Raw genomic sequence first — 24,507 nt, forward strand, 5'->3', positions numbered from 1 at the left:
CCGGTACGCCAGGACCTCGCCGCGCGGGTCGGCGGGCAGCGCCAGCAGGTCCGGCCACGGTACGGACGTGGCGGCCCCGAGGTCGGCGACGCGGACGCGCCAGTGCGGGTACTCCTTGGCGAGCGTGCCGGCCAGGCCGTGCACACCGGCGTGGGCGGGGTCGGCGTGCGTGTCGCCCGGCAGCAGGCGTGTCCGCCGGGTGACGAGGGTCAGGCCCAGCTCGCGGGCGTCCGCGCCGTCCGCCAGGAGTGCCTTGACCAGCCGGAAGACGGCCAGTGCGGCCCGGGTGCCGGTGGCTGACGGCTCATCGGCGGCCGGGTCAGCGTCGACTGGGTCAGCGTCGACTGGGGGGAGCCAGATGACGTGCTCGGTACCGGTCGGCAGCCCGGCCTGGGCATCGGCCTCGGCGTCCAGGACGGTGGCTCCGGGGCAGTGGCGGCGCAGCCCGGCCTGCTCGTCCGCGGTGCCGCCGAGCAGCACAACGCGGGCCGACGGAGCGGGCCAGTGGGGGGCGTCGGGTACGGCGGGCAGGGCGTCCCACACCGGGGCCAGCAGGGTGGCGTGCGGGGATGCGTCGGCCGTGGGCGGTGGTGTCGTGGGCGGTGTCACCGTGCCGGTCAGACGTCGCGAGGTGTAGCCGCGCAGGCTCACGCTGAGGCGTCCGGCGTCGTCGTACAGGTCGATGTCCACTTTGGTCACGTTCCGTCCCGCCACGGGCGTGTAGCCCTCGGTGTGGCGCAGGTGGGCCCACATGCGCTCGGTAGTGGGGGCGAGGAGGTCCACGGCGTCCAGCGCGAACGGCACCGCGGCGGCGCCGGGTTCCTCGGGCAGCGTGCCGTCGGCGTCGGCGTGGAGGCCGACGACGGCCTGGACGGCGCTGTCGAGCATCGCCGGATGCAGCCCGAACGCACCGTCGCGGGCGCCGTCCGGCAGGACGAGCCGGGCCAGGACCTCGCCGTCGCCGACGGCCAGGGTGTCGATGGCGCGCAGCCGGTCGCCGTGCCGGATGCCGACGCCGTCGAGGGCGGCACGGCACTGCTCCCGCGTCAGGGTGCGGCGCGTGCACCGGGCCCGCAGCTCGTCCAGCGACGCGGACCCGGGCCTGTGGGAAGAGCCGGGCGAGCCGGGTGAGGTGACGCGCCCCTGGGCGTGGACAGTCGAGCCGTCGCGCAGCACCCGGAAGGCGTCGCCGTCGAGGTCGACACGCAGCTCGGCGCCGTCGGCATCGGCGTCGACAGGGAACGGCGCGGGCCAGACGACATCGCGCAGGCCGACCGGCCGGAAGGAGCCCCCGCTTCGGTCGCCGGTGGCGGCACGGCGTGCGAACTCCAGCGACATCACGCCGGGCAGGACGGCCCGGCCGCCCACATGGTGGTCGGCGAGGAAGAACTCCGCCCCGCTGAGCCGGACTCGGAGCGCGTTCGTGTCCCCGTCCGTGTCCATGCCCGTGCTCGTGCCGGTGTCCGGAGCCGCATCCGGGGCCGACTGCTGCGACGGGGTGTCGGCCCAGTAGCGGCGGCGCTCGAAGGGATAGGTGGGCAGCGGCACCTGACGGCGCACGGCGGGCGGGAAGCTCTCGGTGAACCGGTCGGCCTCGCCGCGCACATACGCCTCGGCGAGCGCGGCGGGCGCAAGCACGCGCACGCCCCCGACGGGCCTGGGCTCGGCGGCGGTCTCCCCCTGGACCACCGTGTCACCGGCGGTGCCGGACAGCCAGGCGCGCAGCCGGTCCGCCAGCGTCGGCAGGTCGGCGGCGACGACCGCCAGCCGGTGGGCGAAGTGGGAGCGCCCCGCTGCCAGGCTGTGGGCGACGGCGCCGGCGGGCAGGCCCGGCTCGCGGTCGAGGTGGCCGAGGAGCCGTTCCACGATGGCGCGGAGTGCGGACCCGGTGCGCGCCGACAGCAGGAACGCGTACTCCCCGCCCGGTTCCGCGACGTGGGCTGCCCGGTGTTCCTCCAGCACCACGTGGGCGTTGGTGCCGCTGGCCCCGAAGGAGCTGACGGCCGCGCGGCGGGGGCCGCGGGCAGGCGCCGGCCAGGGCCGCGGCGCGGTGGTGACCGTGAACGGACTGCCGTCGAGCGCGATGGCACGGTTGGCCTCGCGGAACTGCGCCGACGGCGGGATCTGCCGGTGCTCCAGGGCCAGCAGCGCCTTGATGACGCCCGCGATACCGGCGGCGAACTGCGTATGGCCCAGGGTGGACTTGACCGAGCCCAGGACCACGCTTCCGGCCGGGGCCCCCTCGAACACCCGGCTGAGCGCACGGAACTCGATCGGGTCGCCCAGCTGCGTACCGGTGCCGTGCGCCTCGACGAGCTGAATGCCGCCCGGCTCCACTCCGCTCGTGGCGTGCACCTCACGCAGCAGCCGTTCCTGTGACGCCGCGCTGGGGGCCGTGATGCCGTTGGTGGTGCCGTCCTGGTTGAGGCCAGAACCGCGGATGACGCCATAGATGTGGTCACCGTCGCGCACGGCGTCGGCCAGCCGTTTGAGGACGACCGCGCCCGCGCCCTCGCCCGGGACGAAGCCGTCGGCGCGGGCGTCGAAGCTGTGGCAGCGGCCGCTGGGCGAGAGCATGCCCGCGCGGCCGGCCGATTCGTAGAGCCGTGGGGTCGTCTGGATGAACACCCCGCCCGCCAGGGCCAGGTCCGCCGCACCGGCACGCAGGTCGCGGCAGGCCAGGTGGAGCGAGACCAGCGAGCTGGAGCAGGAGGTGTCCGTGGTGAGAGCAGGGCCCCTGAGGTCGAGGTGGTAGGCGATCCGGGACGCCACGAGCGAGCCCATGGTGCCCCACAGCGCCTGCGCCGGGGGCGCGGCGGCCAGGTGCTCGTGGTAGTCCCCGGCGTAACAGCCCACGTACACACCGCAGGTGCTCTTCCGCAGCCGTTCCCCGGTGTGGCCGGCGTCCTCCAGCGCGTTCCAGCACTGTTCCAGGAAGATGCGCTGCTGCGGGTCCATGGCGGCCGCCTCGACCCCGGAGATCGCGAAGAACACGGGGTCGAACTGGTCGAAGCCGCGCACGAATCCGCCGTTCCGGCAGGTCACGTCCGGGCCGAGGGGCCAGCGGGTCACCGGCTCGACGAGGTCCGCGCCGGCCATCAGGTGGTCCCACAGGGCACGCGGGTCCTCGGCGTCGGCGTACCGGGCGGCCATGCCGATGACGGCGATGGCATCGTCATCGGCATCGTCGGCGTCGTTCACGGCGGCAGCGGCAGCGGCAGCCGGTTCGGCGGAGAGCGTCGCCGAACCGTCCGCATCCGCCCGCAGCACGTCGCCGTAGGTGTCGGTGATGTGCGCGTGCAGGCGCTCCACGGTGCCGTGGTCGAACAGGTCGGCGGTCTCCAGCGCGGTGCCGAGGGACGCGTTGAGCGTGTGGACCAGGTGCACACCGAGGATGGAGTCCAGGCCGTAGTCCGCGAACGGGCGACGGCGCTCGATCTCGGCGACCGGCATCTGGAGGGCGTCGCCGAGCGCGTCCAGCAGGACCGACTCGACCGACTCGACCGACTCGACGTTCACGGCCCGCGCCGCCGTGGCACGTCGCGCGTCCACGGCCGGTAGTACGGGCACCCCAGTCTCCGTGGTCTTCGTGGTGGCCGCCGGGCCGGGCCAGTAACTCCGGCCGGCGAAGGGGTAGGCGGGCAGATGGACCCGCGCGGGGGGCTCGGTGCCGGTGTCGGTGTCCGTGTGAAGGAGAGTCCAGTCCAGGGGCATGCCCTTGGCCCAGAACGCCGCCAGCTCGTCCAGGTCGCCGCGCGCGATCCACTGGGCGACGAGTTCGCGCAGTTCGTCCTGCTCGGCCAGCGCGGCCAGCGTCTCGCGGGCGGCCCTGACCCGGCCGCGCCGCAACGCGCCCTCGCTCTCGCCCTCGGGGTCGTCGAGGAAGGCGCGGAGCTGCTCGCGCCACTCGGCGGGTGTGGCGGCGACGCAGCACAGCCGCTCGTCCATCGCCTCGCGGCCCGTCTGCAGGGTGACGGCGACGGCGTGCAGGTCGACCGCGGCCGGCTGGTCGTCGAGCCAGTCGGCCAGTTGCCGGGCGCGGGCCCTGAGGTCGTCGGCTGTGCGTGCGGACAGCGGCAGCAGTACGGGCTGATCGGACGCGGCGGGAGACGTGGCAGGTGAGGCGAGCGGCGAGGCGGACGAGGACGGTGCGGGCGTCGTCCCGGGCGCCGTGTGACCGGCCTCCGGCGCCCGGTACTCGGCGACGATCACGTGCGCGTTGGCTCCGCCCGCGCCGAAGGAGGAGATGCCGGCCGTCCGCGGCGCGCCGTTCGCCGGGCGCGGCCAGGGCGCGGCGGTGGTCTGCAGGGCGAACGGGGTCGCCGGGAAGTCGATGTCCGGGTTGGGCCGCTCGGCGTGCAGGGTGGGCGCGAACTCGCCGTGCCGCAGCTGGAGTACGGCCTTGGTGAGGCCCGCGATACCGGCGGCCGCCTCCAGGTGGCCGATGTTCGACTTCACCGAACCGAGGGCGCAGGCACCAGTCGTGGCCGTGGTCGTGCCCGTGGTCGTGCCCGTGGTCGTGCCCGTGTCGGGGGCGAAGGCCTGGGTGAGGCCGTCGATCTCGACGGGGTCGCCGAGGCGGGTGCCGGTGCCGTGCGCCTCCACGTAGCCGACGTCGGCCGCCGACACCCCCGCGCGGTCCAGCGCCTCACGGATGAGCGCCGCCTGAGCGCGCGGGTTGGGCACGGTGTAGCCGTTGCTGCGGCCGCCGTGGTTGACGGCGGAGCCGAGGATCACGGCGTGCACGGGGTCTCCGTCGGCCTCGGCCCGCGACAGTGGCTTCAGCAGGACGGCGCCGACGCCCTCGCCGGGCAGAAACCCGTCGCCGCCCTCGCCGAAGCTGCGGCAGTGCCCGTCGGTGGCCGGCATCCGGGAGCGGCACAGTTCGACGTACGTGGAGGGGTGCAGGTAGAGGTTGACGCCGCCGGCGATGGCCAGTTCGCAGGCGCCGTGGCGCAGGTGCTCGCAGGCCTCGTGCACCGCGGTCAGCGACGACGAGCACATGGTGTCGATCGGCATGCTCGGGCCGCGCAGATCCAGCAGGTACGACACCCGGTTGGCCAGCGACGCGAAGGAGGTGCGCGGCGCCGGCGGCACCCCGTCGACCGCCGGCAGGCGGTGCCGGTCGTACCCGGTCTTGGTGATCCCGGCGAAGACGCCGACCCGCGAGCCGTGCCGCTCGGCGAGCCGCTGCCGTGTGTAGCCGGCGTCCTCCAGCACGGACCACGCGGTCTCGACGAACAGCCTCTCCTGCGGGTCCATGTCGGCGGCCTCGCGCGGCGCGATCCCGAAGAACGCGGCGTCGAACCGGTCGAAGCCGTCCAGGAAGGCGCCCCACTTGCTGTAGCTGGCGCCCTGGCTCACGGCGCGCTGCGGGTCCGGTTCGTAGAAGCCGTCCAGCGACCAGCGCTCGGCGGGGATCTCCCGGCTGCTCTCGCGGCCCGCCCGCAGGTTGTTCCACAGCGCCTGAAGGGTGGGCGCGTCCGGGTAGCGCCCGCTCAGGCCGATGATGGCGATGGGCTCGTCCGCGCGGACGGGGCGTGGCCGCTCCGCGGTCCCGCCGGCGGCGGGACGCGACGATTGCGGGACGGCGGCGGCCCGGGTGGCGGCGGCCCGGGTGGCGACGGACCGGGTGGCGGCGGCCCGGGTGGCGACGGACCGGGTGGTGGGCTGAGTCGTGGAAGGGACGTCCCCGAGCCAGCGGTGGCACCCGTCGGGGTGCTCATCGGCCAGGTATCCGGCCAGGTCGTGCAGCGTCGGGTACTGGTAGAGCAGCGTCTTGGGGAGGGCGCCGAACCACCGCGCGAACCGCTGGTTGAGCCGGGTGACGGCGAGCGAGTCGATACCGAAGCTGTCCAGCGGCACGGCGGCGTCCAGCCTGGCGACGTCCAGCCGCACCGTCTCGGCGACGAGCTCCTTCAGCCGGGGCAGCACCCGCGCGCGGAGCCCCGCAGTCCCCGTAACCGTCCCGGTCTCCGTCTCCGTCTCCGTCTCCGTCTCCGTCTCCGGGGCTCCCTCGACCGGCTCGGCTCCCTTGTCCATGCTGTTCTCGTCGCTCTCCTTGTCCATGACCAGCAGATGCGGTGCGTCCAGTGCGAGCGCACCGTGCAGGGCGCGCAGCGCGGTGCCCGTTTCGAGAGGGCGGCCGAACCGGGCGGTGAGCGCGGGCACGTCCTCCGCCGGAACGCTCATCCCGCCGTCCCGCCACAGCGGCCAGCCGACCGCCAGGCTCCGGCCGTGCCGCTCTCCCGCGGCGACGAGCGCGGCGCGGTGGGTCTGATACGCGTCGAGGAAGCCGTTCGCCGCGGCGTAGTCGGCCTGTCCGGCGTTGCCCAGCGTCCCGGCGGCGGAGGACAGCGCCGCCAGGAACTCCAGGCGCACCTCCCGCGTGGCCTCGTCCAGGTTCACCAGTCCGGCGGTCTTCGGCGCGAGCACCCGCTGGGCGTCCTGGTGGGACTTGCGGATCACGTAGTCGTCGCTGGTCAGACCCGCCGCGTGCACGACGCCGTCGAGCCCGCCGTGCGCCCGTACGACCGCGCGGACCAGCTCGGCCACTGCGCCCGGGTCGGTGACGTCCACCTGGCGGTACTCGGTCCAGGGTCCCGGCGGTCCCTCGGCCGAGCGCCCGCACACGACGATCCGGCTGCCGGGGGCGTGCCGCGCGATGTCGGCCGCGAGCAGCCGCCCGATGCCGCCCGCCCCGCCGGTGAGGAGGTAGACGCCGCCGGGCTTCCACACCGGTACGGCCGCCTCGGGGGCCGGGGCGGCGGTCCAGTCCCGTACGTGGCGGCGACCGTCGACGTACCGCACATGGTCCTGGTCCCGCCCCGAACCCTGTCCCTGGCTCTGCCCCTGCTCCTGCCCCTGCCCCTGCCCGGCCTCGACGTCCAGCACATCGGCGAGTTCGTCGCCCGAGGGCCACCGGACGAACTCGATCAGCCGGCCGTGCAGCGCGGGGTCCTCCTGGGTGGCCGTGCGCAGCATGCCGATGAGCCCCGCGTAGCCGTTCCGCGTCCCCTCCCGGCACACGACCTGCACCTGGCGGGGGCCGCCGGCCGGCCGGTCGAGCAGGCGCTGCAACTCGCCGAGCAGGCGGGTCGCCGCGTGCTCGTAGGCAGCGGCGGGCCCGTCGTCGCGGCTGTCCACCCGGGCGAAGGACACACCGGGCAGCCGTCGGCGCAGAACGGCGGCGGCCTCGTCGGGCACGTCGCACAGCACGACCAGCCGCCGCGCGCCCGTCACCGTGGCCCGCCCCAGCGCCGGTTCGTCGCGCCACGTCGGGACACGAAGGATGGTTCGACTCATGTTCCGTTCCGTTTCGGGTTCGCAGGGCAGCCTCGGCCGCCTGATCGGGGCGGAGGGGGTGAAGGCGGGGTCCGTCGGTCAGTCGCCGCTCAGGGCGTCCGGGTCGGCGCGGCCGTCGAGGATCGCGTCGAGCAGTGCCGCCCGGGCCCCGGCGTCGAACGCGGTCCGGGGCGGCGGCGCGGGAGGCTCGTCGCTCGCGGGCACCCAGTGGCGGACACGCGCGAACGGGTACGAGGGCAGCCGTACGGTGCGCCGCTCGCCGGTGGGGTGCAGGGCCCGCCAGTCGACGAGCCTGCCCTCGCACCACAGGGCCGCCACCGTGTCGAGCCGTCCCTCCCGCAGCGCCTGCGTCACCTCGGGGTCCTGCGCGGGCTCGCGCCGTACGCCGGAGCCGCGGGACCGCCGCAGGGCGCCGGAGTGCAGGCCGGACGCCTCGTCTCCGGCGAGGAACCGGTTCAGGGCGCCGAGGACCTCGCCGATGTTTCCGGCGACGAAGGCGAGTCGCCGTTCCATGGCCTCCCGGCCGACCTGGAGGGTGAACGCCAGGTCCGCCGGATCAGGGGTTCCTCCGTAGTGGCGGGCCCCTTCGAGGAAGTCCCGCAGCCGTCCGGCCGACGCGCGCAGCCGGTCGCCGTCCCGGGCGGACAGCACGATCAGCTGGGGTGGGGCCGTGCGCGTCGGCCCGGTGCGTGGCTCGGTCTGCTGCGCGGGGGGCGCTTCGAGGACGACGTGGGCGTTGGCGCCGCCGAAGCCGAAGCTGCTCACCCCGGCCCGCAGCGGCCACTCCCGCCCCTCGGGGGCACGGCGCCGTGTCCAGGGGCGCAGCTCGCGCACGACGTCGAAGCCTTCGTCGGCGAGCGGGAGTTGGGGGTTGAGCCGGTCGCAGTGCAGGGTCGGCGGCAACTCGCCGTGGCGCATGGCGAGCAGCACCTTCAGTACCCCGGCCAGGCCCGCGGCCGCCTCCAGGTGGCCGATGTTGGTCTTCACCGAGCCGAGCGCGCACGGTTGCTCCGCGCGGGCCGGCCTGCCGTGAGCTGCGCGGAGGGCGCCGTAGGCACGGACGAGGGCGTTCACCTCGACGGGGTCGCCCAGCGCGGTGCCGGTGCCGTGGGCCTCGACGTAGCCGATGCTGTCGGGGTCGATGCCGCGCATGGCGTCCTGGATCAGGTCGGCCTGCGCCCTGCCGTTGGGGGCGGTGAGGGAACCGGCCCGCCCGCCGTGGTTCTCGGCGCTGCCGCGGACGACGCCCCAGACGGCGTCGCCGTCCCGGCGCGCCTGTGCGAGCGGCTTGAGCAGGACGGCGGCGACGCCCTCGGAGCGGACGTAGCCGTCGGCGTCCGCGGAGAAGGTCTTGCAGCGGCCGTCCGGGCTGAGCATCCCGGCCAGCTGCGTGGCGGCGAAGGTGTCGACGCTCAGCAGCAGGTTGACGCCGCCCGCGACGGCCATGTCGCAACGGCCGGACCGGATGCTCTCCACCGCCCGGTGCAGTGCGACGAGCGAGCTGGAGCAGGCCGTGTCGACCGGTTCACTCGGCCCGTGCACGTCCAGGAGGAAGGAGATCCGGTTGGCGAGCATGGAGTGCGCGTTGCCGGTGGCGGTGAAGGCGTCGGGGGACACCCCGCTCGCGTTGAGCAGGTGGTGGTAGTCGCTGCCCGAGACCCCGAAGTAGACACCGGTGTTCGCGGGCAGCCTGGCCGGGGCGTAGCCGCCGTTCTCCAGTGCGGCCCACACCGTCTCCAGCGCCAGCCGGTGCTGGGGGTCCATCAGCTCGGCCTCGAGCGGCGACAGGGAGAAGAAGTCGGCGTCGAAGCGGTCCACGTCGGCGATCCGGCCCGCGAACTTCGGGAAGTCGGCCTTCGCCACGACGCCGGCGTAGCGCTCGTCGAAGCGGTCGCCGGGATAGTCGGCGATCAGGTCGGCGCCCGCGCGCAACCGCTGCCAGAAGGTGTCCAGGTCCTCCGCACCGGGGAACCGTCCCGCGGCGCCGACTATCGCCACGGCGTCGTCGTCGGGCAGGGGACGGGTCGCGGACACCGGCACTGGCACTGGCACCGGCACCGGCACCGGCTCGGCCCCATGAGTGGGCTCGGGTTGTGCCAGAGGTGCCAGAGGTGCAGGAGGTGCCGGGGTCGGCTCCTCGGGGGCGGCCGGAACGGTGAGCCGCGCGCCGTAACGGTCCAGGAGATGTTCCGTGAGGCTGCGGATGTCGGGGCACTCGTAGAAGAGCGCAGGGCTGAGGTTCGCGCCGAGCACGCCGCCCAGTTCCGTCGCCAGTTGGGCGAGCGCGATGGACTCGAAGCCGTACGCGTGGAAGTACGTGTCGTCGTCGATGTCGCCGAGGTCGGCTTTCAGCAGGTCCGCGACGGTCTCCCGCACGATCCGGACGAGTGCCGCCTCCCGGTCCCCGGCCACGGTCGCGATCACGGCCACGGGCTGCCGCTCCTCATGGCCGGACGGCAGGGGCTCGGGCACATCAGCCACGGACTCAGGCACGGACTGAGGCACGGACTCAGGCACGGACTCAGGCACGGACTTGGGCGCCACCTCAGGCGCCACCTCGGCCACGGGCATCACGGCCACCGGCCTGGATGCCGCCTCGCCCCGGAGGGCCGGCGGCAGCGGCGCGCCGGTGAACTCGGCGTCCTCGACCCGGCCCAGCGTCCGGCCGTCCTCGTCGAGGAAGGCCGCCTGGAACACGGCGTCGGAGGTCCGGGTCAGCAGGATCGCCCGGGTGCGCGCCAGGTCCTCGCCGTACGTGGCGGCGACCGCCGCGACGGTCACCTCCGCACGGCCCAGCGCGTGCTGGACGCCCTGGACCAGCCCGGCGAGCACCCACGCCGGGATGTGCACGTTCTGCTTGTGCGGGTCCTGGCACAGGGGCGGCTCGGCGACCCGTACCAGCAGCCGCCCGTCGAGGACCGTGACGCCCTCGACGGCGCGTGCGTACGGCCGGGCGTCGACGCCGAGCGCGGACAGCCCCGCGTAGAAACCGTCCCCGTCGATCGTCGCCGACGCCGGCGGGACCTGCGGCTCCGCGGCCGGCTCGGGCGTCGTCCCCGGTACGACGTCGGCGGCGAACCGCAGCGTGGACTCACCGGCGTGCCACAGCTCGACGCGGTGCGTACCGGAACCCGAGGTGCCGATCCGCCACTCGAACGTCTCCGGCGCCTCGGCGGGCGACGGCAGCGCGGCCCACCGCGCGTTCCGGAGCCGCAGCGGCCCCGTCAGCCCGGAGAGCCGGGCGAACGCCAGCGCCGCGTCCAGCAGGACAGGGGTGAGATAGCGGCGGTCACGGCCGACGGAGTAGACGTAGTCGAGCAGGTCCTCCCCGCGCGGCTGGAGCGCGTAGCGCACCCCGTGCAGATCCGAGCGGTTGGCGCCGACCCACGGGTGGGCCCGCCCGGTGAGGGACAACGGCCTCAGCACGCTCGGCGCGTCGTCGTACTCGGGGTACCAGCAGCGGACCTTGTCGAACGGGTAGCCGGGCAGCGACACCTTGGCTGGGCGGTTGCCCGGCGGCCACAGCAGGTCCCAGTCGAGGCTCGCGCCCGCCACCCAGTGCCGGGCGAGTCCGTGGGGATCCGCCTCCCGCAGGGCCTGTGCGACGGCCTCCGGGTCGGCGGTCCGCCGCTGCCGCAGTGTGCTCGCGTTGAAGTGCGTGTCCGCGGGCACCTCGGGGGTCTCGGCCTCCCAGTCCACGTCGAGCAGACCGGTCAGCCGGGACCGGACGTCGGCGAGGTCGTGCGCGACGAACGCCAGACGACACGGCAGCTCGTTCTTGCCGGTCTGCAGGGTGTACGCGAGCGCGTCCGGACCGGGAGCGGTGTCCCGTACGTACGTCAGCATCGAGCGCAGCACCCGGCCCAGAGCCTTGGGCGTCATGGCGGAGAACACCATCAGCCGCGGGGAGCCGCTGCTCTCGGCGTTGTACTCGCTGTGCTCGGTGTGCTCGGTGTGCTCGGTGTGCTCGGTGTGCTCCTCCACGACGAGGTGCACGTTGACGCCACCCGCCCCGATGGAGGTGACGCCCGCGCGGCGCGGCACCGGCTCGCCGCCGACCACGGGACGCCGCCACTCCTCACGGCGGCGCTGCACGGTGAACGGTGTCCTGTCGAAGTCGATCGCGGAGCTGAGCGTCTCCGCGTGCAGGGACGGCGCCAGCGTGCGGTGCTTGAGCTGGAGCAGCACCTTGGTCAGACCGGCGATCCCCGATCCGGACAGCAGGTGCGCGATGTTGGACTTGACCGAGCCGATCGCGCAGAACCCCAGGTCCTGGGTGTCGCGGCCGAACGCGAGGCTCGCGCCCTTGATCTCGATCGGGTCGCCCAGGGAGGTCGCCGAGCCGTGGCCCTCCAGATAGCTGATGGTGCGCGCGTCCACGGCGGCGTCGTCGAGTGCCTTCTCGATGGCGCGCGCCTGCTGGTGCGGGCTGGGCACCGTGAAGCCGTTGCGCACCCCGGCGTTGGTCATGCCGCTGCCCCTGATGACGCCGTAGACCTGGTCGCCGTCGGCGACGGCCTCGGCCAGCGGTTTGAGCACGAGCATGCCCACGCCCTCGCCGAGGATCGTCCCGTCGGCGCCGAGCCCGTAACTGCGCACGACCTCGGCCGACTTGGTGGTGAAGTGCGCCTGCGAGGTGGCGATCAGGTCGTAGGGGTGCAGCATCAGGTTGACGCCGCCGACGAGGGCCATACGGCATTCCCCGCCGCGCAGCATGCGCACCGCCTGGTGCACGCACGCGGACGACGACGCACACATGGTGTCGAGGTACATCGACGGCCCGGTGAACCCGTAGTAGTACGACAGCATGTTGGCCATCACGCCGATCTCGCTGCCGCTGGTCGCGGTGCCGCGCATCAGCATGTTCTGGAAGCCGTAGAGCGCGTAGCTGTTGTTCATCGAGCCGACGAGGACGCCGACGTCGCCGTCATAGCGGCGGCGTAGCGTCTCCCGCGAGTAGCCCGCGTCCTCCAGCGCCGTCACACCCGCCTGCATCAGCAGCCGGACCTCCGGGGACAGCAGCTCGGCGTCGCGCTGGGAGATGGAGAAGTAGCGCGGGTCGAACGCGTCGACGTCCCGCAGGAACGTGCCGGTCCTGACGACCGTCTTGCCCTGCACGTCGCGTTCGTCGAAGTAGATGTCGCTGTGCCGCCAGCGCGAGCGCGGGACCGGTTCGAAGCTGTGCCGGCCCTCGCTCAGCAGGGTCCAGAACTCCTCCAGCGTGTCGGCGCCCGGGTACCGCCCGGCCATACCGATCACGGCGATGTCGTGCCGCGCGGGGTCGGCGGGACGAACGGGGTCGGCGGGACGAGCGGCGGCATGCACCACGGTGGCCGTAGCCGTAGCCGTAGCCGCGGCCGCGGGTGCGGGTGCGGGTGCGAGGACAGCCGGAGCCTCGGCCGCGGGCCCGTCCGTGACCTCGGGGGACGGCTCCTGCGCGGCGAACACGTCCACGAGCCGGTCGCGGTGCTCGGCCAGGAAGTAGTCCGCCACGCCCTTCAGGTCGACGTACTCGAAGAACAGCGTCTTGGGCAGCGACCCGAACGTGTCCTCCAGCCTGCTGGTCAGGTCGACGATGGCGATCGAGTCGATGCCGTACGTCTCCAGCCTCTCGTCGACGAGGATGCGCTCCGCGGCCTGCCCGGTCACCTCGGCGAACAGCTCTCGCAGCAGGTCGTGCGTCCGCGCGGCCAGGGTGCGGTCGTCCAGGGCGGTGGCCGGAGCCTTCTGGTCCCCGCCGCGTGAAGGCGCGGGCCGCGCGGGCCGGTCGAGGCCCGCGTACCTCCGCAGCTTCGGCCGCTCCCCGTAAAGGACCACGCGGCGGGCCGGACCCTCGGTGCGCAGCGCGCGCTCCAGCGCGTCCAGCCCGGCTTCGGCCGGCAGGGGGACGGTGCCGGTGCGCTTGCGCAGATAGGCCAGGCTCGTATCGTCGATCCGCATGCCTCCGTCGGCCCAGAGCGGCCAGTCGACCGCCCGGGTCACCCGGCCGGAGGACTGCCGGCGCGCGGCGAACGCGTCGAGGAAGGCGTTGGCCGCGGCGTAGTCGGCCTGCGCGGCGTTGCCGAACGCGCCCGCGACGGAACCGAACAGCATCAGGAAGTCCAGGGCGTGGTCGCGGGTCGCGGCGTCGATGTGCGCGGCACCATCCACCTTGGCGGCGAGCACGGCCGCCGTACGTTCCAGTGGCTTGTTGACGAGGTAGTCGTCGTCGAGGACCCCGGCCGCGTGGAACACCCCGTCGAGCCTGCCGTGCTCCGCGACGATGGCCGCCACCGTGGCCCGTACGCTCTGCGCGTCGGTCACGTCCGTGCGGCGGTACACCACCGTGCCCCGGGACAGGCGCGTCCGCAGCGCGTCGATCTCCTCGCCGCGCTCCGACCGGCCGCCGACGACGACCGTCGCGCCGTACCGCTCGCACAGGCGCTCCGCCAGCAGCCGGCCGATACCCCCCGCGCCGCCGGTGATCCAGTAGACACCGCCGTCCCGCAGCAGGTTCTCGCCGGTGTCGGTCGGGGGCAGTTCGACGGTCTGGTGGCGCAGCCGGCGTCCACCGGTGTCGTAACAGACCTCCGCGTCGTCCTGAGCGGCGGCCTCCGCCCGTACGACGCGCTCGAAGCGTTCGGTGTCGCGGGAGTCGCACCCGTCGAGGAGCACGAGGGAGCCCGTGAACGAGGGGTTCTCCTGGTGCGCGGTCTTCAGCAGCGCCGCCAGCGGTGCGAAGACCGGCGAGTCGGGCCGACCGGGCGCGACCACGAGCACGCGCCGCCCTTCGCCCGCCAGCCGCCGCACATGGGGGTAACAGGCCTCGAAGGCCGCCTTCATGGCAGCGGCGTCACCATCGCCATCGCCGTGGGGAACCGTCAAGTGAAGGACGTCCATCCCCAGCCGGTCGGCGCTCGCCTGCACCAGATCCCTGTCCAGTACGGCGTTCAGCACCGTCACCGGTCCGGCCGGTGCACCCTCCGATGCGCCCTCCGATGCGCCCTCCGGGGCGTCGGCCGGGGCCTCGGCCGGGGACCAGACCCCGGTGACCTCGAAGATCTCCGCCTCCGTCTCCGCGGCGGGGTCCGCGGTCCCGGCGGCCGGCAGCGCCCGGGAGGAGTAACCACTGAAACTGACACACAGTCGGCCGCTCTCGTCGAACAGGTCGACGTCGATCCTGGTCGCACCCGGGCGGGTTCCCTCAGCGGGCCGCAGCCAGGCCCACATGGTCGCCGTCGTGGGCGCGTGCGCGGCGAGGCCGTCCAGCGCGAACGGCACCTCGGGCGCGGACGGCATACGCCAGCCGCCGTCGGCCGGGCCTAGGGCCAGAGCCGTGAACAGGGCGCTGTCGAGGACCGCGGGTTGCAGCGCCAGGTCCGCCGGGGCCTCGGCGGGCAGCCTGAGTTCGGCCAGCACTCCGTCCGGTCCACGATGCACCGCGTGCACGGCGCGCAGCGCGGGGCCGTGCTCGATGCCGCCGGAGCGCAGCGCGGCGTACCCCTCAGCGGCGTCGAGGCGCTCGGGGAACCTCTCGCGCAGGGTGTCCAGGTCGGTCTCCCCGGCCGGGGCGGCGCCGTACGCGATGCGGCCGCTGGTGTACGGGGTGCCCTGCTCGTCGGTGATCGCGTAGTCGTAACCGTCGCCCGCGGCGGTCAGCCGGAGCCGCGTGGACAGACCGGCACCGCCGACGAGCAGCGGCCGGATCCACACGGCGTTGCGCAGACGCGGCGGCTGCCCGGCGCGGGGGCCCGCGACGGCCGGCTGCCCGGCCGCGGCCGTGGCGAGTGCGAGCGCCACGACGCCGGGGACGATGTGGGCGCCGTTGACGAGGTGGTCCCGTACGAAGCCCTGCGCGGTGTCGAACCGCACGGGGAACGACCAGTCGCCACCGTCCTTCCGGCCCTCTCCGAGCAATGTCCCGGCGGTACCGCCCTGCCGCGCCTCTCCGCGCACCGGCTCGGGGGTACCGGCGGCCGGTGTCCGCAGCTGCGGCGCGTCCGGCCGGAACCAGTGGGGCGTGCGCGCGAACGCGTAGCCCGGCAGATGCACACGGGTGCCCTGCTCCGGCCAGTGCGCCCAGTCGACCGGAAGGCCCTGGGCCCAGGCCGTCGCGAACTTGTCCGCCCGCCCCTGCTCCAGCCAGCGGTCGGCCAGGGCGGTCAGGTCGTCCGCGTCCAGCCCGTCGGGGGCGCTCGCGTCGGCCCGGCCGTACGGGCAGCCCGACGGCGGCTTCTCCCCCGCGGCCACGCGCTCCAGCTGGTCCGCCCACTCCTCGGGCGTGCCCGCCCGGAACACCACCCGCTCGCGCAGGGGCACCCGGCCCTCGCGGAGGGTGCGCGCCACGTCGGTCAGGGACGGCGGATCGTTCTCGACGACACGGGCCCGGACCCAGTGGGCCAGGGTGCCGCACAGCTCCCGCAGGCGGTCCGCGTCCAGGGCCGACACCGGCAGCCACTGTTCCTCGCTGTCCTCGGTGGCGGGGAGCGGGTCGGCGGACTCCAGCAGCACATGGGCGTTGGTTCCGCCGAACCCGAACGAGCTGACGCCCGCGCGCAGCGGTCCGGGGCCCTCGGTGGTCCAGTCGGTGAGGCGGTCCACCACGTACAGAGGGCTGCCGTCCAGCTTGGCGAGGGGGTTGAGCCTGCGGAAGTTGACGGTCCCGGGCAGCTTGCGGTGGCGCATGGCGAGGATCACCTTGAGCATGCCCGCCACTCCGGCGGCGCCCTCCAGGTGGCCGATGTTGGTCTTCACCGAGCCGATACCGCACCGATGCGCCGGAGCGCTCCCCTCGGCCTCGGCCCGATCCGCACCTTTGGACCGACCCGCACCCTTTGACCGACCCGCGCCCTTCGAGCGGCCCGCACCCTCGGACCGACCCGCACCCTCCCCCCGCTCCCCGCTGAGTGCCGCGAAGGCCTGCTTCAGGCCGCGGATCTCGATCGGGTCCCCGACCGGCGTGCCGGTGCCGTGCGTCTCGACGTAACTGACGCTCTCGGAGGCGATGCCCGCGCGACGGTACACATCGGTGATCAGCTCGGCCTGCGCCGCGGGGTTGGTGACCGTCAGCGAGCTGGTCCGGCCTCCGTGGTTGGTGCCGATGCCCTTGATCACCGCGTGCACGGGGTCGCCGGCGCGGCGGGCGTCGGCGGCCCGTTTGAGCAGCAGGACGCCGCCGCCCTCACCGCGTACGTATCCGTTGGCGTCCGCGTCGAACGTCCGGCTGAGGCCGTGGGGCGAGAGCATGCCCGCCTTGGCGAAGGCGATGAAGTGCCGGGGAGACCAGGTCAGGTTGACCCCGCCGGCGAGCGCGTGGTCGCAGTCGCCTGCCTTGAGGGCCTGAACCGCCTGCTGCACCGCCACCAGCGAGCTGGAGCAGGCGGTGTCGTTGACGACGCTGGGGCCGTGGAAGTCGAAGTGGTGCGACACCCGGTTGGCGATGATCGAGTAGGCCGTGCCCGTCGGGTAGTAGGCGTCGATCTCCTCGACCTGCTGCTCGATCAGCTCCGCGTAGTCCCAGTGGCAGACGCCCATGAAGACCCCGGTGCGCGACCCGGCGAGCAGGTCGGCCCGGTACCCGGCGTCCTCCAGCGCGTGCCAGCTCAGCTCCAGGGCGAGCCGCTGCTGCGGGTCCATGGACTGTGCCTCGCGCGGGGAGATGCGGAAGAAGTCCGCGTCGAAGCAGTCGATGTCGTCGACGAAGCCTCCCCAGACGCTGTTGGTCTTGTTGAACTCCCGGCGCGGGTGGCCGAGGTGGTCCTCCTTGCGCCAGCGGCGGGCCGGCACCTCGCTGATCAGCGAGCGGCCCTCGGCCAGGTGGTCCCAGAACTCCTCCGGGGTACGGGAGCCGGGCAGCCGCAGGGAGAGACCGACAACGGCGATGTCCTGGTCATCGGCGGTCACGGCGATGTCCTCGTCATCGGCGGGGACTCCGGATTCGTTCTGCATCACACGCTCTCCGTTCAGGCCGACAGGGCGCTGCCGCGCCGGTCGACGACGTGCAGGGGGACACCGAGCGGAGCGTCGCGGCGGGCGAGCCCGCGCACGTACCAGTGGTGGAGCCAGACCGTCGAGGCCAGGAGGACGAACGCCTGGTTCTCCTTGGTGCCGATCCGCTCCGGAGGGCCCTCGAAGACCCGGTCGGTGAACCTCCGGACGAAACGCGTGTCGAGCACGCCGATGTCGTCGAGGGTGCCGGGATCGGTGAGGATGTCCCGGTAGTCCGGGCGGGACCGCACGAACGCCGCGCTGTCGGGGGCGCGGTAGGGGAACTTCCCCTTCTTCACGATCCGTTCCGGCAATACGTCTTCGTAGGCGCGCTTGAGCAGGTACTTCTCGTCGTCCGGATCGCCGAACCGCAGGTTGAGCGAGGCGGCGCGGCGGAGCACGGCGGGGTCGAGGAAGGGGCAGCGGTTCTCCACACCGTGCGCCAGGGTCATCCGCTCGCCCTGGGTGGACAGCAGGTAGCCGCTGAGCAGGGTCCTGAACTCCAGCCACTGCGCCTTGTGCACCGGGGACAGCTCCGCGTACCCGGGCTCCTGGGCCACGAGCTGCCGGGCCGCGGCGAACGGATCGCCCGCGTTCCTGAGCAGGCGGACGGCGAACCGGCCGTTCTGGAACCGCATCTGGTGCGAGAACAGTCCGGGCAGGCTCTCCTCGGTGAACTGCTGGTACAGGCCGAGCATCCGGCGGTGGCCGTCCTCGCCGCTGAGGTGGCGCAGGTAGGGGTAGACACGGCTCAGCCGGCTCAGCCGTGCGTCGTTGTCCAGCGTGTGCCATTCGGCGAGCAGCCGGGTGTCCTTGAAGATCCCGTAGCCGAGGAACGCCTCGTCGGCGCCCTCACCGCTGAGGACGACCTTGACGCCTTCGCCGCGCACATGGCGGGCCAGCAGGTACATCGGTACGAAGGCGGTGCGGAAGACGGGCACCTCGGCGTGCCGGACCGCGTCGGGGAAGGCCTCGACGATGTCGGAGTCGGCCACGCGCACGGTGGAGTGGCGGGTCCCCAGGCGTGCCGCCAGCTCGTTCTGCTCGGCCGACTCGTCGAACTCGGCGTCCTCGAACTCCACCGAGAAAGTGCGTAGTTGACGGTCCGTGCGCTGTGCGGCGAGGTGGGCGATGATCGACGAGTCCAGTCCACCGGACGCGAACACCCCGACCTCGACGTCGCTGCGCAGCCGTACGTCGACGGCGGCCTCAAGTTCCGCCCGGACCAGCTCGACGGCCTCCCGCTCGCTCCGCGGTGCCGGGCCGGGGGTCAGGTCGAGCGTGGCCCAGCGGCCCCGCCGGACCTCGTCGCCGCGGACGGACAGGTACTCGCCCATCGGGATCTGCTCGATCCCGCGGTAGCCGCTCTGCCCCGGCAGCGGGGTCCAGGTGGCGAAGACGGACGACAGTTGCTGTTCGTCGAACTCGAACCGGAAGCCGGGGTAGGCCAGGAACGCCTTCATCTCGGAGGCGAACAGCCACGCGCCCCCGTGCCGGGCCACGAACAGCGGCCGCTTGCCGAAACGGTCGCGGACCAGGTGCAGTTCGCCGGAGACGGTGTCGTAGACCGCGAACGCGAAGGCGCCGTTGAACCGCGGCAGACAGTCGTGCCCCCACGTCGCCCAGGCGGCCAGGACGACCTCGGTGTCGGACTCGGTGCGGAACGCGAAGCCGCGGGCGGTCAGGTCGTCGCGCAGTTCCCGGTAGTTGTAGAGCTCGCCGTTGTAGCAGAGCCAGTAGCGGCCGTCGGGGCTGCCGATGGGCTGGGAGCCGGTGGACAGGTCGATGATGCTCAGCCGCACGGTGCCCATGGCGAGCCGGTCGTCGAGGAAGCAGCCCGCCTCGTCGGGGCCTCGGTGCTCGATCTGGGCGAGCATGCCGTGGATCAGGTCCGGGTACTCCAGCGGGGGCAGGGCGCTGCGGTAGAAGCCGGCGATGCCGCACATGGGGTCACCGGCTCCCGGCGGTCCGCTCGCGCGCCGCCTCGACCAGTTCGACGATGCCGGACAGCGAGACCCTGACGTTGTCGAGGAGACCCTCCTCGCCGATCCGCACGCCGTAGTGCTGCTCGATGTGCGCCATCAGCGAGACATAGCCGAACGAGTCGAGGACGCCCGCCTTGAACAGGTCGGTGTCCTCCGTGATCTCCGAGTCGAACTCGAACATGAACTGCTCTTCCATGTACGTCCTGATTTCCTGCTGCATGGTTCGCTGTCCCCTGCCGTCGGTTCGTCTGGTGCCATCGGTTCGTCCGGGCGGGCACGAGGCACGCCGTGTACGTGGACTGTTCGCCGTGCGGGCCCGCCGCGCGGCCGCGCTCCGCTCGGGTGCCGGGCCAGGGCCCTAGGCAGCCGCGAGCCCGGAGGTGACGATCCGGGCCAGCGCGGGCCACTGGGTCCGGATGAAGAAGTGGTCGCCCGGGAACCAGTGCACGGTCAGCGGCCGGGTGGTCTCCCGCTGCCAGGCGTCGATGTCGGCCCGGCTGAACCACTCGTCCTCGCCTGCCATCGCGGTGACGGGGATGTCCAGCGGCGGCTCGGCCATGTGCTCGCAGGCGCCTAGGGCGGTGAAGTCGGCCCGCAGGACGCGCTCGTAGAACGCCATCAGGTCGCCGTACTCCCACAACTCCGCCGGGATACCACCGAGTTGCTTCAGATGGTCCCGAAAGGCCTCGTCCGGCAGCCGCCAGGTGTCGCGCTCCCGGCTCGGGATCGCCGGGCCACTCTCCCCGGAGACGAACAGGTGCACCGGCGGGGGCAGGCCCTCCGCGCGCAGCCGCCGGCAGAGCAGGAACGCCAGCCGGGCACCGAGACTGTGCCCGTAGAGGGCGTACGGGGTGTCCGGCGTGTCCGGTGCGCCGAGGCGGCCTCGCAGCTGGGCGAACAGGTCGTCGACGATGGCGGCGGGCTCCCGCAGCAGCGGTTCACCGGCCCGCCGTCCGCGGCCGGGCCGCTCCAGCGCCACCAGCTCGATGTCGCGGCAGTGCTCCGTCAAGGGGGCGTAGGCGCGTTCGTCGCCGCCGGCGTAGGCGACGCAGAACAGGAGCGGCCGGGCCCCGGGTGTGTGCGGCTCCGTGTCCGGCTCGGTGTGCCTCCGGGGCGCGACGGCCGTCGACGGTCGCCCACCGGCACGCGAGCCGGCCTCCGCGGCGATCTGCCGGACCATGCGGGTCAGGACGCTGCCGTCGCCGGCCTCACGACAGTCCTCGACGGAGGTGCGCTCCAGCAGGTACCGGACGCTCTCGGCCCATCGCACCGGTGCGGCGATCTGCTCACTCAGGGTCCCGGGGACCTCCGCGTCGTACGGCCGCGCGGTGAGGTTGGCGATCACCGTGGCCCGCGGCGGGGAGAAGCGGAAGCCCTTGAGGAACGCGTGGAACTCGTCGCGGGCGGGAGCCATGAACCGGGAGTGGAACGCTGCCGACACCTTCAGCGGGACGGCTCTGACCGAGCGCTCGCCGAGCAGACGGTGGGCCCGTTCGATCTCGTCCCGGGCGCCGGAGAGCACGGTCTGGGTACCGGTGTTGAGGTTGGCGATGTCGAGCCGGGCCAGGCTCTCCTCGGCGAGGAAGGCCCGCAGCTCGCTCTCGCTCATCCCGACGACCGCGAGCATCGCCCCGTCGGAGGCGCGGGCCATGAGTTCGCCCCGCTTGATGACGAGCTTCAGACCGGTCTCGAAGTCGAAGACTCCCGCGGCGTGCAGGGCGTTGTACTCACCGAGGCTGTGCCCCAGCAGGTACTCGGCCTCGGGCTCCCCCCGCTCCAGGGAATCCCGGTAGGACAGCGCGTTGACGACGTACAGGGCGGGCTGTGTGAAGCGGGTGTCGTCGAGCCTTCCCTCCGGGTCCTGAAGGCAGAGCCGGGGGAGGTCGTAGCCGAGGACGTCGTTGGCGAGTGACGTCGTCCCGGGGAAGCGGTCGAAGAGGCCCGAACCCATGCCCCTGGCCTGGGACCCCTGCCCGGGGAAGAGCACACAGGGCGCTCCGGCGGTCGAGGCCATCATTCGGATACCGCTTCTTCCCGTATTCGAGCCATAACCATCCTGCCGAATTGAGTTTCCGTGATGCGGCGCTCTACGATGTGTGAGGCTTGCCTTACCGGGCTTTGCATCGCGCCGAGGCTTGAACTGACTTGAACTCTATTTACCGGAGCGAATGCCGGGCCACCCCTACCTCACCCCGACAACCCCCTCTTCCCAACACCTTCGGCCATGCGATGAGGGGTGGGGAAGACGAGGTGCACAAAAACGGTGCGCCGGGTGTCGCGACGAAATACGTACGACACCCGGCGCACCGAAGAGAAGATCTGGGGACCCTTACGACAAGGGCCTGGGGCCCCTTACAACAAGGCCACGTCCGCTGGTACGGGGCAGGCCGCCGCGAGATCCTCCCGCCGCTTGACCTTGAGTTTCCGGTATATCCGGGTGAGATGCTGCTCGATTGTGCTCACGGTGACAAATAGCTTGGAAGCTATCTCACGATTGCTGTAACCAATGCTGGCCAGCCAGGCGACGCGCTGTTCGGCCGGGCTCAGGGCGCTGAACGCCTCGCTCGCCTCGGACTCCTGACCGGCCCGGGTGCCCAGTACCGGTGGGGGCGCGACCCTGACGGCCGGGCTGGGGATCACGGACTCCATACCGGACGTTTCCCTCAGGCTCCGTTTCAGAGCGCCCTCGAAACCGCCTGCCCTCGCCATACGCAGAGCCCGCCGCATCAGGGAACGACCGGTCTCCGCATGTCCGAGTGCGTAGTGGACCTGACCCAACTCATCCATGACATAGGCAAGTTCAACAGGGTCACCGGATTCCTCCAGCAGGCTCATGGCCTCGCGCAGCGGTCCCCCTCGCCGCTCGACGGGCCGCGTCAGCGCCAGGACGCGCAGTGCCTGGGCCTTCAGCCGGGCCAGGTCGGCGCCTGCCGTGGCGATCGCCTCCTCCGCCATCCGGACCGCCTCGTCCTTCCGGTCCAGGAGCAGATACGCCTCGGCGATGCCGGCCTGCCACGGGCAGGACGGCACCGGAGGGTAGCCTCCCTGCTGCTCGGCCTCGCCACAGGCGAGGAAGTCACGGAGCGCCGCGTAGGCGTTGTTCGTGGCGAGGTGGTACTGCCCTCGGGCGTTCAGATACACCCTGCCGAAGTGCGACTCCAGCATCGCCGGGGGCACCGGGATGTTCAGGACGTCGGCCACCTCGGCCGGCTTCCCGCGCCGGATCAGCGCGAGGATCAGGACGCTCAGCGGCAGACCGACGGCCACTCCCCAGGCCTGCGGCCGTTCGAGCGCGACCCGGGCATGGGCCTCGGCCTCCTCCAGCCTTCCCTGGGCGAAGAAACCTGCCGCTTGCAGACCTCGGAGCAGGGACTCTTGAAAGGGGCTCAGACGCTCGAAGTGCTCCGCGGAGACTCCGTCGATCTGCGGCATGGCCGGCCAGGTGGCGCTGACGTGGCGCATCAGGAGGAAGCAGAAGTGGTAGTGGGTGATGTCCGCCGTCTGGGCGACCGCGTCTCCCGACGCGAAGAAGGCCGACGCCAACTGACCGACGATGGCGCGATACAGGCCGTCCGCCTTGGTCCGCATCAGGTCGGGCGTGGTGAGAACCGCCTGCGGCCAGGGCGGAGCGGTCCGGCACAACACCTGCCACGAGGCCGTGTCCGGTGCGGGCGACCCCTCCGTGTCCGCTCCTCGCAGACCGGTGAAGAACAGGCTCAACAGTTTTTCGACGACGGCCAGTTCGGTGGCCGTCTCCGGACTCTCGCCGGCTCGGTCCCGCAGCAGCCGCAGTACTGTTCCCGCCTCGTCGAGGCGCCCGTGCCAGACGAGCATCTGCGCCAGCAGCATGAGGTCACGGTCCCGCAGCCGGCCCTCGCGTGCGGCGGTCACCAGGTCGGCCAGATGACGCGCGGCCACATAGGCGTCCACCTGCCATTTGGCCCGGGTGACCGCCATGAGCAGTTCGGTGTGATCGTCCGCGCCGCCCTTGAAGCCGTGCGCCGACTCCATCAGTTCGACGGCCTTGTGCCACCGTCCCTCGGCCTTCGCCTGCCTGGCGGCCTCGCGCAGGACGGAGACCTCCCAGTCGGCCGTGACGGTTCCCGTCGCGGTGATGCACCGGGCGACGTCGAGGGACGGCGCCCCGGACTCGTAGAGCAGCCGGGCGGCGCTCCTGCTCAGTTCGGCGCGGCCGGTGAAACCGGTGTCCTCCCAGACGGCCGCCTGCATCACCGGATGCCGAAAGCGTCCGCCGGTCACCAGGCCGCTGTCCTCCAGCAGGTCCAGAGCCGCCACGACCTTCACCGGCTCGACCCCGCTCAGCGCGCTGAGCAGGTCCGGCGACGGGACGTCGCCGAGCGCCGCCAGGGCACGGGCGACCGTCTCGACGCTCTCCGGCCGATGCGCGGAGATCAGGAGGGAGACCGTCTCTCGGAATGCGGCCCCCAGAACGGGAGTCCATTTCTCGGGAGGAACATCCCGATGCACATATTTGGAGTCGTACGCGATCGCCGACACCAGGCGTGGGTTCCCTCCGCTTATTTCCAGAGAACCCTTGACGTAATCCTCGGAAAATCGGTGTCCCGCTAATCTGTGAAGGAGTTGCGCCGCACTCCGATGCGTGAGGTGCGTGAGCTGAAGAACCAGCGGACGAGCATTCCTCATAATGGCGGCCCGTAAGGTTCGGTATTCCTTGCCCTGATCCGTCCGGTCGGTCAGCACGAGGAACACTTTTCGCCGACGGAGCCGATTGCTCAGAAAGCCCAGGACTTTTATTGAGGCGGCGTCACTGTAGTGTGCGTCATCCACGACGGCCACCACGGGGCCCTGCTCGGCGAGGTCTCGCAGAGTGTCGCCGACAAGGGCCTGCGCCTGCCGCACGAGAAGCTCCTCGTCGCGGCCCGGCGAGCCCGACGTGGCTTCCCCGTGCTCCGCGAGGAGGGAGCTCAGCTGGGCCGCAACGCCGTCGCGAGCCTCGGCGCACCCGCTGAACCACTGCTCGATGACGCTCAGCGGAGACCGCTGCTCGCCCGGGCACCCGGTGGCGTACAGGGTGACCATTCCCGCCCCACCGGCCCGCTCGGCGAGCCGGTTGAGGAGGGTGGTCTTACCCGATCCCGTAAATCCCCTGACGACGGCTATTCCACCCCCCTTACGACCGGGATTTAGAATGTCGTCCCAAACCAACTGCAGGGCCTCGTCGTGATCCACCAGCAAATTACAGCCATCTTTCTCAGTCGGGCGACATTCC

The 24,507-nt window shown here is 72.6% G+C and carries 6 protein-coding genes (1 of these 6 running past the window's edge); all 6 read right to left on the minus strand.

The window, feature by feature from the left end; genetic code table 11:
- Positions 1-7,305 carry the 5' end (the start) of an SDR family NAD(P)-dependent oxidoreductase gene (locus tag E0500_RS07810; protein WP_181586910.1) on the minus strand. 17,628 nt of this gene lie to the left of the window's left edge, so only the first 7,305 of its 24,933 coding nucleotides appear in the window; the start codon lies at positions 7,303-7,305; its stop codon lies beyond the left edge, outside the window.
- Between the two features lie 78 nt (positions 7,306-7,383).
- Complete coding sequence (locus E0500_RS07815) at positions 7,384-17,232, minus strand: SDR family NAD(P)-dependent oxidoreductase (protein ID WP_131560419.1); 9,849 nt, start codon at positions 17,230-17,232, stop codon at positions 7,384-7,386.
- A 14-nt stretch (positions 17,233-17,246) separates the two neighbouring features.
- On the minus strand, positions 17,247-19,217 hold the full coding sequence (gene asnB, locus E0500_RS07820) for an asparagine synthase (glutamine-hydrolyzing) (RefSeq protein ID WP_131560420.1): 1,971 nt from the start codon (positions 19,215-19,217) through the stop codon (positions 17,247-17,249).
- Between the two features lie 4 nt (positions 19,218-19,221).
- Complete coding sequence (locus tag E0500_RS07825; RefSeq protein ID WP_131560422.1) at positions 19,222-19,476, minus strand: acyl carrier protein; 255 nt, start codon at positions 19,474-19,476, stop codon at positions 19,222-19,224.
- 138 nt (positions 19,477-19,614) lie between these two features.
- Positions 19,615-21,273 (minus strand): ACP S-malonyltransferase, encoded by a 1,659-nt coding sequence (gene fabD, locus E0500_RS07830; RefSeq protein WP_131560424.1) that lies wholly within the window; start codon positions 21,271-21,273, stop codon positions 19,615-19,617.
- A gap of 335 nt (positions 21,274-21,608) precedes the next feature.
- Positions 21,609-24,467: a LuxR family transcriptional regulator gene (locus E0500_RS07835; protein ID WP_131560425.1), complete on the minus strand. Its 2,859-nt coding sequence runs from the start codon at positions 24,465-24,467 to the stop codon at positions 21,609-21,611.
- Positions 24,468-24,507: the final 40 nt, after the last annotated feature.

Source organism: Streptomyces sp. KM273126, assembly GCF_004337435.2.
Taxonomy (GTDB): Bacteria; Actinomycetota; Actinomycetes; order Streptomycetales; family Streptomycetaceae; genus Streptomyces; species Streptomyces acidicola.